General features: G+C 64.2%; 15 protein-coding genes and 1 pseudogene. 3 read left to right on the top strand and 13 right to left on the bottom strand.

The genetic code is table 11. The annotated features are described in order from the left end of the window. Window positions 1–74: 74 nt before the first annotated feature. The 5 genes from fbaA to EWV37_RS07715 form a co-directional block, all read right to left on the bottom strand. The gene (gene fbaA / locus EWV37_RS07735; RefSeq protein WP_016995989.1) at window positions 75–1,097 is read right to left on the bottom strand and encodes a class II fructose-bisphosphate aldolase; all 1,023 of its coding nucleotides are present in this window, start codon (window positions 1,095–1,097) and stop codon (window positions 75–77) included. 110 nt (window positions 1,098–1,207) lie between these two features. Then, window positions 1,208–1,918 carry an alpha/beta hydrolase gene (locus tag EWV37_RS07730; RefSeq protein ID WP_129700851.1) on the bottom strand — a complete coding sequence of 237 codons (711 nt, stop codon included), beginning with the start codon at window positions 1,916–1,918 and terminating at the stop codon, window positions 1,208–1,210. Continuing rightward, complete coding sequence (locus EWV37_RS07725; protein ID WP_095798786.1) at window positions 1,915–2,691, bottom strand: VC0807 family protein; 777 nt, start codon at window positions 2,689–2,691, stop codon at window positions 1,915–1,917. The genes EWV37_RS07730 and EWV37_RS07725 overlap by 4 nt, the downstream gene beginning before the upstream one ends. Then, complete coding sequence (locus EWV37_RS07720) at window positions 2,688–3,326, bottom strand: TetR/AcrR family transcriptional regulator (RefSeq protein ID WP_238663145.1); 639 nt, start codon at window positions 3,324–3,326, stop codon at window positions 2,688–2,690. Before EWV37_RS07720 ends, EWV37_RS07725 begins: the two co-directional genes overlap by 4 nt. Before the next feature lie 97 nt (window positions 3,327–3,423). Further along, entirely contained in the window at window positions 3,424–4,851 is a 1,428-nt protein-coding gene (locus EWV37_RS07715) for an FAD-dependent oxidoreductase (protein WP_193554309.1), read from the bottom strand. A gap of 114 nt (window positions 4,852–4,965) precedes the next feature. Here EWV37_RS07715 and EWV37_RS07710 point away from each other — a divergent pair, with 114 nt between their 5' ends. Then, window positions 4,966–5,568, top strand: coding sequence for a TetR/AcrR family transcriptional regulator (locus tag EWV37_RS07710; protein WP_165189321.1), 603 nt, complete (start codon window positions 4,966–4,968; stop codon window positions 5,566–5,568). Window positions 5,569–5,683: 115 nt separating this feature from the next. Here the strand turns inward: EWV37_RS07710 and EWV37_RS07705 are convergent, their stop codons facing one another. From EWV37_RS07705 to EWV37_RS07685, 6 genes are all read right to left on the bottom strand, one after another. Then, window positions 5,684–6,760, bottom strand: coding sequence for a lipase family protein (locus EWV37_RS07705; protein ID WP_238663144.1), 1,077 nt, complete (start codon window positions 6,758–6,760; stop codon window positions 5,684–5,686). Between the two features lie 39 nt (window positions 6,761–6,799). Then, window positions 6,800–7,042, bottom strand: coding sequence for a hypothetical protein (locus EWV37_RS15680; protein ID WP_238663143.1), 243 nt, complete (start codon window positions 7,040–7,042; stop codon window positions 6,800–6,802). A gap of 324 nt (window positions 7,043–7,366) precedes the next feature. Beyond that, a complete protein-coding gene (locus tag EWV37_RS07700; protein ID WP_238663141.1) occupies window positions 7,367–8,017 on the bottom strand; it encodes a TrmH family RNA methyltransferase in 651 nt (216 codons plus the stop codon). Further along, window positions 8,010–8,591: an orotate phosphoribosyltransferase gene (gene pyrE, locus EWV37_RS07695; protein ID WP_095798783.1), complete on the bottom strand. Its 582-nt coding sequence runs from the start codon at window positions 8,589–8,591 to the stop codon at window positions 8,010–8,012. Before pyrE ends, EWV37_RS07700 begins: the two co-directional genes overlap by 8 nt. Before the next feature lie 63 nt (window positions 8,592–8,654). After that, complete coding sequence (locus EWV37_RS07690; RefSeq protein ID WP_129700845.1) at window positions 8,655–9,830, bottom strand: NAD(P)/FAD-dependent oxidoreductase; 1,176 nt, start codon at window positions 9,828–9,830, stop codon at window positions 8,655–8,657. Window positions 9,831–9,859: 29 nt separating this feature from the next. Next, window positions 9,860–10,048, bottom strand: coding sequence for a ferredoxin (locus EWV37_RS07685; RefSeq protein ID WP_016997135.1), 189 nt, complete (start codon window positions 10,046–10,048; stop codon window positions 9,860–9,862). A 157-nt stretch (window positions 10,049–10,205) separates the two neighbouring features. Between EWV37_RS07685 and EWV37_RS07680 the strand changes: the two genes are divergently transcribed. Both EWV37_RS07680 and EWV37_RS07675 read left to right on the top strand, forming a co-directional pair. Then, window positions 10,206–11,165 carry a LysR family transcriptional regulator gene (locus EWV37_RS07680; RefSeq protein ID WP_202976196.1) on the top strand — a complete coding sequence of 320 codons (960 nt, stop codon included), beginning with the start codon at window positions 10,206–10,208 and terminating at the stop codon, window positions 11,163–11,165. Window positions 11,166–11,289: 124 nt separating this feature from the next. Continuing rightward, window positions 11,290–12,471 (top strand): cytochrome P450, encoded by a 1,182-nt coding sequence (locus tag EWV37_RS07675; protein WP_129700843.1) that lies wholly within the window; start codon window positions 11,290–11,292, stop codon window positions 12,469–12,471. An 81-nt stretch (window positions 12,472–12,552) separates the two neighbouring features. Here the strand turns inward: EWV37_RS07675 and helR are convergent, their stop codons facing one another. Continuing rightward, the gene (gene helR / locus EWV37_RS07670; protein ID WP_129700981.1) at window positions 12,553–14,796 is read right to left on the bottom strand and encodes an RNA polymerase recycling motor ATPase HelR; all 2,244 of its coding nucleotides are present in this window, start codon (window positions 14,794–14,796) and stop codon (window positions 12,553–12,555) included. A gap of 364 nt (window positions 14,797–15,160) precedes the next feature. Continuing rightward, a pseudogene (locus tag EWV37_RS07665) lies at window positions 15,161–15,282 on the bottom strand (rRNA methyltransferase); the annotation flags it as partial.

Raw genomic sequence — 15,282 nt, 5'->3', positions numbered from 1 at the left:
GCGGCGGCGTCGGCCTTAAACGACGCGGTGCCCCGCGCGAGAACGCGCGGGGCACCGGTGTGCTGAAACAGAACTTACTTGATGGAGGTACCTGCGGAACCGAGGTTCTGACAGGCCTCCACCACGCGGGTGGCCATGCCGGTCTCGGCCTCGGCGCCCCACACGCGGGGGTCATACTTCTTCTTGTTGCCGACCTCGCCGTCGATCTTCAGGACGCCGTCGTAGTTGTCGAACATGAAGCCTGCGACGGGGCGGGTGAACGCGTACTGGGTGTCCGTGTCAACGTTCATCTTGATCACGCCGTAGGAGACCGCGTCCGCGATCTCCTGGGCGCTGGAGCCGGAACCTCCATGGAAGACCAGGTCGAAGGGGCGATCCTTGCCGATCTTGGCGCCCACCTCGTCCTGGATCTGCTTGAGCAGTTCCGGACGCAGGCTCACGTTGCCGGGCTTGTACACGCCGTGGACGTTACCGAAGGTCAGAGCGGTGATGTAGCGGCCCTTTTCGCCGGCGCCCAGCGCCTCGATGGTCTTCATGCCGTCCTCGACCGTGGTGTAGAGGGTGTCGTTGATCTCGCCGACCACGCCGTCTTCCTCGCCACCCACGGCACCGATCTCGACCTCGAGAATGATCTTGGCCTTATTGGTGCGCTCCAACAGCTCCTGAGCGATCTTGAGGTTCTCATCCAGCTCGATCGCGGAACCGTCCCACATGTGCGACTGGAAAATGGGGTCCTCGCCGCGAGCCACAGCCTTCTCGGACTCTGCCAACAGCGGCAGCACAAAGCCTTCCAGCTTGTCCTGGGGGCAGTGGTCGGTGTGCAGAGCAATGTTGACGTCGTAGTTCTTGGCCACCTCGCGGGCGAACGCGGCCATGGCCAGCGAACCGGTCACCATGTCCTTGACCGAGGAACCGGACCAGTAGGCGGCACCGCCGGTGGAGGCCTGAATGATGCCGTCCGAACCCGCCTCGGCGAAGCCACGGATTGCGGCGTTCAAGGTCTGGGAAGAGGTCACGTTGATGGCCGGGTAGGCAAAGCCCTTTTCCTTGGCCCGGTCGATCATCTCGGCGTAAACGTCAGGGGTTGCGATGGGCATGAAGTGCTCCTTCTACTGGATTCCCGATGCACGGTTGAGCCGTGGCCTGTGGGCCTGTTCTCAAGTCTAGTGGACGGGCGATTCACACTTTCGTGGGAGTCACTGGGACATCACTTCCGCCAGATCCCCTCGAGCTTGTCCGCGAGTTCCACCGGCCGACTGAGCGCGACGGGGTGCCCGCCACCCATTTCGTCCGGATCGATTTGCAAACGTTCCCGGGTCAGTTTCCGGAGGAAATCTACGGGAAAGAACCTGTCGTCCCGGCAGATCAGCACCCGAGTTGGGGTGTTAGGCCACGTCTCGAGCGGCAGTGGGTCCTGGAACGGATGTCCTGACTGGCCGACCGCGTGCGCCGTAACCTCTTCGACCATGTGATCGGAGAGCTCGTGGAAGAAGACATTCTGTGGATCGTCATCCTGCTCCGGTGCCCATCCGAGCCGCGCGACCTGCTCTTGCCTGGCCTGCGCATATCCGGTGTTCTCCCACCAGTCGCCCGGCGACTCCCCCGGGAGGGGGATCATGGGCGTCAACAGGATGAGCAGTTGGGCGTTTACCCGGTCGGCGATGAGCGTCCCCGTGTAGGCGCCTAGCGACTGGGCGACGATGACCACGTCCCGGGCATCGCCGATGGTCTGCGCTGCAATGTCCGCATATGCCTCAAGACCGGCCGAGTCGTCGGCGCACGGAAGATCGACGGTGATCACGCCGTGGCCTCTTTCACGCAGTTCATCGGCTACCAGGTGCCAGTACCAGGGCGTGCTCGCGGCGGGTGGAATGAGAGCGAAGGTTGTTGTGGGTGACGGATTCTCTGGGGCGTTCATAACGCACCTCTCGTTTCAGCCGAGGAAGACTGCTGCGGCCCGTCTGCGGCCAGCTTGCGCCCCGCATAGAACTTGGTCCCGTAGACGATCGCGAAGAGCATGACCAGAAGCAGACCGATACTCGCGATAGGAACCACATCAATGGGCAACGTATAGGCCATGATTACGCGAGCCACAGCGTCCAGGATGAAGGCGATACCCCAGGCGAGGGTCATGGTGCGAAAGATTTTCCGGAAGAACGGGTTGGTGTCCCAGTCGTGTTCCCACTGGGTGGCGGCGTCGGCCGGCATCACGGCGATGGTGGCTTCGAACAGAATGGGGCGTCGGCCGGCCAGTGAGATCAAGATCCAGAAACCGATGAGCGCGGTGAGCCAGCTTTCCCGGGCCAGAAGTAGCCGGGGGTCGGCGCTGAACATCCCCACGGCCGTTCCGATGGCCAGGACGCTGAGGGTGAAGACACCAAGTCGGTCGATCCGGCGGGTGCGGACGGTGGTGACTGCGATGCGCACCAGCGGCCCCACCGCGCCGAGCATGAGTGCCAACCACGGATCCGCGCCGGCTAACCGCAACCCGTAGTAGATGGCGAAGGGTAGAACCAGGTCGATCCCGATCATCCCGGCCACGGCCCGCTTGCGCTTCTCCGGAGGCACCTGGCCCGTGGATCGTTCCTGCGCAGGCAGTTTGTCCGGTGGCGGCTTGTCCGGAGTGGGCGGTTGATGATCGACAACCGGTGACTGACGATTTACCGGCGGTGGTTTCGCAACGCGTTTCATGATGATTCCTCGCTTCGGTGGATACCTGTCGCGAGCTCCACCACGGAGAGAAGTTCGCGAGTGTACGCGGCCAGGTCGAATGACGGATCAGCGACCAATCGCCCGGATGCGGTGTCGATGGCGCTCCTGATGATGATCGCCAAGTGATGCGGGTCGAACTCTCGGAACTCCCCGCCGTCCTGGCCTTCACGCAAGAGTTGCTCAAAGTGTGCGAGCACCGGGTCTTCGCCCTGAGGAACAAAACTGTGGGTACCGTCCGAGCCGCGCGCATTGGAGACGATTTCCACCACGGCCCGGATGTCGGCCGGGTGCTCTTCCAAGAAATGCAGGTTGGTCCGCACGTAGGCCGCAATTTTTTCGCCGGGGCTCGCTTCGTGGGACAGCGCTTCAGTAATGGCTTGACCCGCTCGTCCGTACACGTCGAACACCACGCTGGAGAGAAGATCGTCCTTGCCGGAGAAGTAGTACAGCACCACGCTCTTGCTGATGCCCGCCCGCCGCGCAATCTCCGCGAGTGACGCGCCCGAGTACCCGGATTCCGCCAGCACCTCGATGGCGCACTTCATGATCTGAGTCCGGCGAGCCGACTCGGTGAAGGTGGGATTCGAACTCGTCTGCACACTGTTTGACCGCATGGTCTAATCATAGACCAATCGGTCAGAAACGGATAGAACGAGTTCTGTCCGAAAATCAAGCAGGAACGCCCCCGCCCGACCGCGGGGGCGCCCGGTCTTACTCCAGCTGTCCCAGAACCTCGTTCAGGGCTTCAGTGGAAGAGGGGTGCGTCCAGATACCGTCACGCAGTTCGCTCGCGGTCACTCCGGCGCGCATGGCCAGTGCCACCAGGTTGATGACCTCTTGCGAGTCCACATGGAACAACCGGGCGCCCAGCACCAGGTCGGTTTCGGCATCGACGACAAACTTGATCACGCCGCGCGGATCCTGCACGGCCTTGGGGCGCGGCATGGCCTTGATGTCGGCCACCATCGCCGTCGCGACCTTCACTGCGCACCCGGCCTTGCGGGCCGCATCTTCTGTCATACCCACGGCCGACAGCGGCGGCGTCAGGAACGTGGTGGTCGGCACAGCCACGCGCGAGGACACGCGCCGCGAACCATCCCCGGTCAGCGCACTCATCACCACGCGACTGTCGTCCAGCGACAGGTAGGTCTGCTGCGGGCCGCCGTGCACATCGCCCATGGCATAGACGCCTTCGGCCGTCGTGCGCAGGTGATCGTCCACGATGACCGCACCCTTTTCGTCTACCTCGACCCCGGCCGCGGTCAAGTTGAGCCCCTCGGTGGCGGGCCTGCGCCCGGTGGCGACCAGAACGGCGTCGGCCTCGATGGACCCGCCGCCGGACAAGGTAATGGCCAATCCGCCGTCGCGGGTCTCGATCGCTTCCGCGGACGCGTTCGTCCGTAGCGTGATTCCCGCGTCGGTCAGCACGTCGACGACGACGCCGCGCACGCCGCGGTCCTCGCTCGGCAAGATCGTCTCGCCGCGGGCAATCACGGTGACCTCTGATCCAAAGTTCGTGAACATCGAAGCGAACTCCAGGCCGATAGGCCCGCCGCCGATGATTGCCAGTCGCTGCGGGAATGGCTCCGCGTGCTGGATGGAGGTGGAGTCGTAAACTCCCGGCAGGTCGATGCCCTCGATGGGAGGCATGACAGGCGTGGCTCCGGTGTTGATGACCACGGTTTCGGCGGTGATGCGCAAGTGTTCGGCCAGGCCACGACCACCCACGGACGGGGTGACCTCAACTTCGCGGGGGCCCACAAAACAGGCGCGGCCGTCCACCACGGTCACGGTGTCCTGATCCGCGAGCATGTGGAAGTTCACGTCGTTGAGCTTGCCGATCAGGGAATCCCGGTAGTCGACGGCATCCTCGAAGAACTTCTGATCGCCGTCCGCCGCGCGCTTCTCGGAAGCCGAGTGGATCAGCGTTTTGGTGGGCACGCAGCCGATGTTGATGCACGTGCCACCGTACATCGCGGCACTTTGCTCGACCATGACCACGCTCTTACCGGCGGCGGCCATCTTCCCGGCGAACGTCTTGCCACCCTTGCCCCAACCGATAACCAGAACGTCCACGTCCAGCCGGCGGGGTTCCTGCGCCTCCAGCTCGGAGGTGTCGGTGGTGGATACGGACGGCATGGCGTTCACGGGGTTCCTTCTTCTCTCGGCCCGAACCGAATCGTTCGGAGAATGGTCGTTCTCCAGCTAGCATAGAGAATCACCATTCTCCATGCAAAGGGGCACATCAGAACCGTGACCGAGACAGCCGACCTCGCCCCGCTTGCCGCCCACGCGGAGCTCACGGATGACCCCATCCTCCGCGCGGCCGCGCACCTGTTCTATCGCCGCGGAATCGGCAACGTCTCGATTCAGGACATCCGCCAGCTGGCCGGCGTGAGCCTCAAAGCCCTCTATGCCCGCTATCCGTCCAAGGAATCACTGGTCACGGCGTACCTTCGGTCGACCCACGCGGGATGGACCCGCTTGCTGGAAGAATTCGTAACCGCTGCAGTTCCTGACATTCTCAACGACGGCGCTCTGGACGAGTCCGCTCGCACTGCCGCCGTTACCGCGCTGTTCACCTGGCTGGGCGACTGGTTCGCAACGCCCGATTTCGTGGGCTGCGGGATCGGCAACACCCGCGGCGAGCGGCTAAGTGAAGAAGCCCAGGGAGTCATCCGGGACCATGATCGCCATGTGCGGTCCTACATGGACCGGATCGGTGGCTCGACCGAAGCCGGCAGTTCACTGTTCGTGCTCATGGAAGGCGCCATCTCGACCGCCGCAGGAACGGGCGATCCGGACTACGCCCGGGTCGCCCTGCGCACGGCGCGCGCGGCGCTTGACCTCACGTGACGCCACGACCCATGGCCTGACGCACCTTTTACCGCGTCACGCCGCCAACGGCTGACTCGACAGTTGGCGAACTGGCCAGCCGGTCAGCGACATCGCGCGGTGCCAGGAGCCCCGCTCACAAGCGCCAGCACGAACTCACCTGGGGCAAACCATTGAACCGGGCATCCAAGTGGGTCAGCATGGCCGGCACGCCTTCGAGGTAGCCGCCCAAGTGCGTCGGGGTGACCAGGGTCTGGAACGAAACATTCGCACCAGAGGCGCACCAGCGCTGGGCGAGTTCGCGTCCGGCACGGTAGGGCACGACGTCGTCGGCGGGGCCGTGCGCGATACGCACCGGAACGGCCGGGTGCCTACCTTCGGTGCCGTTGGTCTGCTGCGCAAGGTAGCCGGCCAGTTCCGGCTTACCCAAGAGTTGGGTGAACGTGCTGCCGTCCTTGGTGAGCGAGCTGGTGGGCACCAAGGCGTGGTCCAGCACCCCGTTGATAATGCAGGAATCCTGTGCCTTGGCGTAGCGGGCCAGGCCATCGGCATTGAGATCACCGCGAGCGTCCGCGCCCGATTCCGTGGCCGCACCCATCACGTAGAACGCCAGCCCGGAGAACAGCGTGGAATCAATGTGCTTGCCGGTGGCCGACAGGTCTGCCGGCGGGGCACCGGCCCATGCGGTCTTGACCTTCAGTTCCGGCGCGTACGTGGGCGCGGTTTCCGCCGCCGACGCCGTGGCGCCGCCACCCTGCGAATAGCCCACCATGGCTACGGGAGTCTCGGCGGCAATGCCAAGAATCCCCGCCCGCTGAGCGGCGCGGCCGGCGTCGAGCACGGCGTGAGCCTGATCCACGCGGTTCATGTAGGTGTGCGGCCCCTCGGTACCCAGGCCGATATAGTCCGGGACCACCACCGAGTAGCCGGCGTTGATCAGACCTATCAGGGAAAAGCCCTCATACTCCATACCCAGCGCCATCTGCCGGGATGGTGCGCAGCGGTCGGCCATACCCTGGGTGCCCGGTGAGAACACCACGAGGGGACGCGGCCCCTTCTTGGGCCACGTGGCGTTGGAGGCCAGCACCGTTCCGGTAGTTCCCACCGCCTGACCATGACTGTTGGTGGTGCGGTACATGATCCGGGTGGCCTTGGCATTGGGCTGGATCAGCTTGACCGGATCCAGGTAGAACTTGGCGGGCTCCTGCCGCACCAGATCGCCGTTATTGGCGGGCAGTTGCGCGGGCGTCGACTAGAAGTCGGTATCCGTGGTCTCGGAGAGTTCCTTCAACGCGCGATCGCGCTCCAGATCGGACTGGTCGACCCCGGCTTCTTCCAGGATCTGAGCCTGCTCGGCCGGTGGCATCTCCGCCAGTCCGTCCTCGGCAGGGTGGGCGGGCGCCATGTTGGCCAGGATCAGACACGCACCCGCGACGGCGGCGAGCGCACCTTTCCAATGAATGGACGCGCGGGTCGAACTGGGTCTGTGAGCCACAAGAACCTCCGTTATCAAAATGTGATACGGCCCACAGTAACCGATGAGTAACTAGGGGGATGTCCCCTCAAATGGTGCACGGCTCAGAGGTGTTTCCGGTAGTGAGACGGCGGAACGCGATTTGTCGAAGATTTACGTCAAGGTTTCGAGCACCGGCCGTGAACCCCGACATTTAAGGCGCGAGTTCGCGAAAAAGATGCCATTCTCGTGCGAACCTCTGCCCGAAAGGTTTTCGCCAACAAACCGGTGCTCAGATGTTCACGGTGGTTATTCGGTACGCAGCAGATCACACGCGTCGGACCGCCCGCGTCGCACCGGAAAGACTCAGTTCACGCGCTGCTCGAACACGTGTCGGCGGATCCACGCGTGCATCGCCACTGCCGCCGCGGCCCCGGCGTTAATGGAGCGGGTGGAGCCGAATTGCTCGATGGCGATTACCGCATCTGCGGCCTCGATGATCTCCGGGGACACTCCCGGGCCCTCCTGCCCGAACACCAGAACGCACTTCTTGGGTAGGTCAAAGGTCTCGATCAGCTCCGAACCCGGAACGTTGTCGATGGCCAACACGGGCAACCCCTCGGACTTTGCCCACTCAATGAAGTCCGGCACGGAGGGGTGATGGCGAACGTGCTGATAGCGGTCGGTGACCATGGCTCCGCGACGGTTCCAGCGGCGTCGTCCGACGATGTGGACCTCGCGCGCTAGGAACGCGTTGGCGGTGCGCACCACGGAACCGATGTTGAAGTCGTGCTCCCAGTTCTCCACCGCCACGTGGAATTCATGACGCCGCGTGTCCAAGTCCGCGATGATCGCGTCCATGGCCCAGTAGCGGTAACCGTCCGCGACGTTGCGACGGTCCCCGTTCTCGAGTAACTCACGGTCCCAGTGCTCGCCTTCCGGCCACGGACCTTCCCATGGGCCCACGCCCACCACGTGTTCGACATTGGATTCAGAAGTGGTAGCCGGGTCAGTCAAGCCCCAGCTCGTCCTTCGAATAGGCGTACAGGCAAGGCACTCCCGCATAATCTTCGATGCGCTCCTTGGCACCCGTGCGGCGATCCACGATCACGGCCACAGCCACAACGTTCGCGCCGGCCTTCTGCAGGGCTTCCACCGCGGTGAGCGCGGAACCACCGGTGGTCGAGGTGTCCTCCACGACCACCACATTGCGGCCCACCACACTGGGACCTTCCACCTGACGGCCCATGCCGTAGGACTTCTGCGCCTTGCGCACCACGAACGTGTCGATCGCGCGACCCTGATCACCGGCGGTGCGCATGATGGCGTGCCCCACCGGGTCGGCACCCATGGTGAGGCCCCCGGCGGCGTCGAACTCGATACCTGCCTTGTCCAGCAGGCCGAGCATGACCTGACCGACGTAGCGCGAGGCCTCGTGGTGCAGGGTCACACGTCGCAGGTCCACGTAGTAATCGGCTTGGATTCCGCTGGCCAACGTCACGTTTCCGCGCACGATGGCCAGACCCTTGATGAGGTCGCGCAGTCGCTCGCGAGCGGTGTCCAGATCCACGGGGGAGAAATTGGTGCTCATGGCGTCCAGCTTACGTGTCCGCAGGGAATTAGAAATGGTGAAGGACGACGCCGCTCAGAGACTTCACGCGGCGGTCGCCTTCCGCTCGGTCAGCCTCCGCAATTTGGGAATCGGAATCTTGTAATTCACGGCCACAGCGGTGCCCGATCCGTCCTCGGACTGCCAGCGCAACAGCGCTCGGTGCGGGTCCACGGCTTGGTCATCGGGCGCGCTCTTGGATGCGCCACTGTCGATCACCTCGGGAGCACCGTGGACGGGCACTCGTCCCATGACGCGAATGGTCAGCCCGAACTGCTCGGTCCAGAAATACGGGACGAAGTTCAGCGGCTCCGACAGATCACCACGCAGTAGCGCGAGAGCAGCAACCTTGGCGTGCTCGATCGCGGTGGTCCACAGTGGCTGACGTTCACCCTCCCAGTGCGCGATATCGCCGGCTGCTACGACATGCGGCAACACCGTGCCGTCCTCGTGGAGAACGCGGCCTCGGGAATCGGTCACCACGCGGCCGCCACTGAGCAGGCCGGATCCCTCCAGCCAGCGGTCATGGGCATGATCGCCGATGGCCGTGACCAATACGTCGCCGGTGATGCGAGACCCATCGCTGAGCTCCACAACCGTCGATTCTTCATCCACGGTGGCGGATACGGCAGTCGCGTCGATGAACCGCACCCCCATGTCCCTGGCAATGGCGGTGATTTCCGAGGCCAGGTACTCACCGAGGTGACGCCTCATGGGAGTTCCGGAGCACACCACGCTCACACGGCAGCCACGCTCCACCGCACCGGAGGCCAGTTCCATGCCGAGTGCCCCGCCGCCGACTACCACCACGTCTTGGCCCGGGACGAAACGGGACTGCGCATTTTCCGCATCGTTCATGGTGCGGAGAGTCAGTTCGTGGGCACTGTCCGTCAGCTTTCGAGCGCCAGCACCCGTTGCGATGACCAGACCGTCGAAGGCCACCTTGGTGTCGTCCTCCAGAGTGACTGTGCGTTCGAACAAGTCCACGCTACGGGCCGGGACACCTTGTAATTCCAATCCACCATGAGTGGCTTCCGGCAGAAGATGAGCCGAAAGGTCCTGCCCGTCCACGAGCGCCGCCTTGGACAGTGCCGGTCGGCTGTACGGTGCATGACTCTCATCGCCCACGATTGTCAGGTGGCCGGTGAAGCCCGCGTCGCGTAGGGCGTGACAGGCGGTCACACCGGCAATGCCGTGGCCGACCACCACGATTCGGTTCATGTCCGCGGGAGCGTGCTGGACCATAGGGATCACGCCAATCGCAGGGCGGCCACGGGGCACACGCGCACGGCAGCTTGGGCCTTGGCCAAGTCGTCACCCTCGACCTCGGGAACGTCGATGATCAGTTCGGCATCGTCGTCCAGGTGCATGAGATTCGGTGCCGCTTCTTCACACAATCCGTGACCTTCGCAACGGGCCTGATCCAGTTCAATCCGCATGAGGTGTCCTCCTACTCGCGTGCTGTCTTGCCATGGGCCGCCAACCGGCGACTCCTTTCGAGTGTTGCCCAGATCACACAGTGCGTCCAATGCATAGATATCATTAGTTGCATTCACGTTGTGAATAACCCCGGGTGCTACCCACAGAAGGAGAGCCGTGAAAAAATCAGCCGGAGCGACGTCGTCGAACCCCGCCGAAACCGAACCGCAGGACACGGAACTCGCGCGGGCCGCCGCCATGGACTTCAATTTGCTGGTCCCGCTCCTGGCGGTGATCGAGGAACAATCGGTGACCCGCGCGGCGCAGCGAGTGGGCCTGTCCCAACCGGCCATGAGCCACGCGCTCCGCAGGATTCGTCGCATGCTCAAGGACGACATCTTGATTCGTCGGGGCAACGAGTCCCTGCTGACGCCCCGCGCCAAGGAACTCCTGGGTCCGCTCAAGCACCTCGTGCGTCAGAGCACCACCCTCGTCCATGAAGCCACCTTCGAACCGGGCACCAGTCATCGGGAGATCACGCTCGCGTTGAGCACGAGCACAGCTCTTGTCGCCGGGTCGGACATCTGCCGTGGGATCTCGGAACGGGCGCCGAACTGCACTCTGCGGATGATCACCACCGCCAATCCGTCCGACTCGCTGTTCACCCAGGACAACGTGGACGCGATCCTGCTCCCCGAGGCCTTCACGACGAGTCATCCGCGCGAGCGCCTCTACGACGATCGCTGGGTGGTGATTTCCGGCTCCTCTGCTCTCACCAACGAGAATGCGCTGGAGCTGCTGGCCACCCTGCCCCACGTGATGTTCGACGCCCCGCGCATCTCGCGGCCCTATCAAGCACTCCACGAACACGGCGTCGAGTACTCGGTGCGCACGCGCATCAACGACAACCTGCTGATCCCCCACCTGGTTTCGGGGCGGGATCTGATCGCCCTGCACCGCAGGAGCACTGCCGAACTCATGGACCCGGTCACGGACATACACGTGGCAGAGTTTCCGCTGGAAATCCCCTCACTCGGAGTGGACATCGTCTGGAATCCGTGGCTCCAGGACGACCCGTTCCGCCAGTGGCTCGGGGGCACCCTCAAGACCGCTACCGCCAGTGGGTATGCACACTAAGAATGCTGGCCATAAGAATAATTCACTTGCCGGATAGGGCCCCACGCCGTTGACTGTGATGCACCACACACCCCTCGATTCCAGGGTGAGTGAGCATTTGTGACTCAGACCCGAAAGGTCAATCATGACAACGGAAACGGCTGTTCAGGACAGCGTGGACATCTTTGCCGACGAAGTCTTGGAGAACCCGTACGAGGCCTACGGGCGCCTTCGGGATCAGGCCGCTGCCGTGTACATCCCGGCTCGTGAGCTGTGGGCCGTCACCCGCTATGAGGCGGTCCGCGAGGCGCTGGGCGATCCGGGGACGTTTTCCTCCACTGCGGTGGCATTCAACCCCCAGATGAACGAGGTGCTCAAGGGCACCACCCTGGCCACGGATCCGCCGGATCACCAGCACTTGCGCAAGGTGCTGTCCCAGAACCTGTCCCCGCGTGCGCTGCGTTCGGTCAAAGCTGACATCGAGACCAAGGCGGACACCATGGTCCGCGAGCTGGCGGAGCGGGACGAGTTCGACGGCATGCAGGACCTCGCCCGCGCCCTTCCGCTCAACGTGATCGTGGACATGATCGGCATCAAGGATCCGGAGATCCGCGCCAAGATCCTCACGTGGGGTGAGGCAGCGTTCAACCTCCTCGGCCCCATGAATGAACGCGCGCAGAACAGTTTTCCGGTGGCCAAAGAGCTTTTCGACTGGACCCACAACATCCAGGTCTCGGATCTCACCGAGGGCAGTATGGGCCACGGCATCTTCGCCGCAGCAGAGCGAGGCGACATCGCCTACGAAAGTTGCGGCATGATCATCCACCAGTACGTCGCCGCGGGTATGGACACCACAATCGCCTCGATCGGCAACGCCATCATGCTGTTCGCCGAGCACCCGGAGCAGTACGCCAAGGTTCGCGAGGACCCCGCGCTGGTCCCTTCCGCGTTCAACGAGGTGCTGCGCATGCACTCCCCGCTGCCCGCCACGGGCCGCAAGACGATGCGGGACGTCGAAGTGGACGACGTCGTGATCCCGGAAGGCTCCCAGGTTGCCTTACTGCTCGCCGGCGGCAACCGCGATGAGCGCCACTACCCCAACGCGGATACCTTCGATGTCACCCGCAATCCCGTGGATCACCTGACCTTCGGGTACGGAATCCACGGTTGCGCGGGTCAGGGACTGGCGCGCTTGGAGGCCTACGCGGCGCTCGGCTCACTCGCCAAGTACATCAAGAGCTACTCGGTCAGCGACTTCACGCGCAAGATCACTAACACCACGCGCTCCTGCGAGAGCATCCTGGTGACGGACATCGTGCGCGCCTAGTCCATCGCGGTTCGACGACGCCGCTCGGGCGCCTTGCCCACGCAAGGTGCCCGGGCGGCGTCGGCCTCTTAAAGCAAGCCTTCAGGGGCGTTCGAGAAGAACGAGCTCCTGCGTGGTTCTGGTCATGGCCACGTAGCGGTCCACCGCCTCCGCGATCCCACCGCCGGAACGCTCGGGGTCGAGCAGCACCACCAGGTCGAACTCGAGCCCCTTGGCCAGCGCGGGCGGCAACGATTGCACCCGGTCGCGGGGCGTGAAGTACGGAGCGCCGATCACGCACGCGACGCCGTCATCGTGGCCGACCTCCCACTGGTCGAGGATCTCCTCAAGATCCGCCGCGACCCCGTGCTTCACGGGCACCCCGCTACTGCGGACCGAGACGGGAACGTTCGCATCCGGTATTGCCGCTCTGATCACCGGCTCAGCCTCGATCATGACCTCTCGCGGGGTGCGGTAGTTGATCGTGAGGGTGGAGTGGATGACGCGGTCGAAGCCCACCCGTTCCAGGCGCTGCTCCCACGTTTCCGTGAAACCGTGCCTGGCCTGGGCCCGGTCCCCCACGATGGTGAAACTACGCGACGGGCAACGGCGAAGCAGCATCTGCCACTGCGCATCGGTCAGCTCCTGCGCCTCGTCCACCACGATGTGAGCGAACGGTCCCGCGAGCGCGTCCTGGTTGATCTCGGGCGGTGCCGCGTGCTCCAACAGAGCGTGCTGCAGATCTTGGCCGCGCAGCATCCGCATGACCCTCATAACCGAATCGTCGGATTCGATCAGTTGATCAACCACGTCCGCCATGCGGGTGCTTTCTGCCTCCTCGGCTGCGCGTCGCCGTTCGGCGCGCAGCGTTGTATCCGGGTCACCCAACCGCTGGCGTGCGGCGTCGAGCAAGGGGAGGTCGGCCGTGTTCCAGGCGCGCGGGTCGGCACGTCGCAACAGTTGGATCTGGCGCGGCTCGAGCCACGGGGCACACATGCGCAGGTACGCCGGAACCTCCCACAAGTCACCCACCAGGTCGGTGGCATGGAGCAGCGGCCAGGCGCGGCCGAACGTTCGCTTCAGTTCGGGGTTCTGGCTGATCGCACGGCGGAACGGGGCCGCGGAATCCTCACGAGTGAGACCGTAGGCGTTGAATTCACCGTCCACATCCTCGTTCGGGTCTACGCCGACGTCGCTCGCGTCCTCCCCGAGGTCCCGCACCTTGTCCGTGAGGATCTCGACCACCGATTCCCAGATCAGCCCGCGCGCTTCATTGTGGGGCGTCCCGGGGTCCGGGGCCGAAAAGGCCTCGGCCCAGTCGAACGAACTGAGCCACACTTCGCCCCATGGTGTGTCGATCTCCATCCCTTCGGTCGGAGGGTTCTCGTACAGGGCCACCGCGGGTTCGATCGCGTTGACCATCTCGGCTGAGAACTTCAGCCGAGCCACCTCCGGATCGGATTCTTCCGTGGCGGCGAGTCCCTCGGGCAGGAGATCGTTGAGTGTGCAGGTCCGCACGCTGTCCTCGCCCAAGTTGGGAAGGACATCCGCTACGTAGGCCAGATAGGGGCGGTGCGGGCCCACGAAAAGCACGCCCCCGCGATGTTCGCTCACCTGCGCGTCCGAATACAGCAGGTGCGCCGTGCGGTGCAGGGCCACCACGGTCTTGCCGGTACCCGGACCGCCATCCACCACCAGGGCGCCCCGCGACCCGGCACGGATGATGGCGTCCTGATCGGCCTGGATGGTGCCCAGCACATCGCGCATGGCCTCCGACCGGCTGCCACCCAGGCTCGCGATGAAGGCGGACTGATCGTCGAGTGCCGCGTTGCCTTCCAGGCCCTCCGGGGTGAACACCTCGTCCCAGAAGTCCGTGATGTGGCCGCTGGTCCAGCGATAACGGCGGCGACTGATCAATCCCATCGGGTTGGCGTGGGTTGCTGCGAAGAACGGTTCGGCGGCCGGCGCCCGCCAATCGACCAGGAGCCGCTGGCTATAACGGTCGGTCAACCCGAGCCGGCCGATATAGGTGGGTTCGGCGGCGTCGTCGGCATCAGAATCGCCGGCCACCATGCGGCCCAGGCACAGGTCGGAGTTGAAGCGGCGCAACACGCGGAGGCGGCCCGTGAGGCGGTGGATGTCCTGGTCCCGGTCCAGAGCGGCCTGGCCTGCCCCGCCGGGGGCTTTGCGAGCGGCGTCGAGCCGAGCGGTCAGTTCAGAGATGTAGTCCTGGAGTGCAGTCGCCACGGCGCGCAGGTGCTGCTCGTCGCGGGCAATGAGCTGCGGATCGGCTTTGGCGGCCAGGTGATCGGGCAGGGTGAAGATGGAAGTGGCCACGGGATGCATGTCATCAGCTCCGAAAGCGGAAATCGGGTGGGGAAGGAGCTTGATCATCCCGCTCTCCGGGGGTCTTGCCGCAAGCCCCGGGGTGAGCTATGCCTTGGAAGTAGAGGGGCACACGCGCGCTTCGGAATTCGACATCGCGAGGCCCCTTTTGTCGTGTCCGCGCAACTTTGGTATTTCGCGATCGAGATTGACCGTTGAACGCGCTCCGTCAGCTGGGCGGAAGCCGTCAGCCAAGGCGGCCGCCGGATTCGGTGAGGTAGCACTGGCCACAAAAGGACTCGTAGGTGACTTCGACGCCATCAGACCCTACCTCCCGAACACCAGAACGCATTTCTTGAGTAGGTCGATCATCTCGATCAGCACCGATTACGGAACCGATGTTGAAGTCGTGTTCCCAGTTCTCCACCGCCACGTGGAATTCATGACGCCGCGTGTCCAAGTCCGCGATGATCGCGTCCATGGCCCAGTAGCGGTAACCGTCCGCGA

The organism is Kocuria carniphila (assembly GCF_004136555.1).
GTDB lineage: Bacteria > Actinomycetota > Actinomycetes > Actinomycetales > Micrococcaceae > Kocuria > Kocuria carniphila.
Note: the sequence above shows the minus strand (reverse complement) of the source record. Positions and strands in the feature narration are given on the sequence as shown.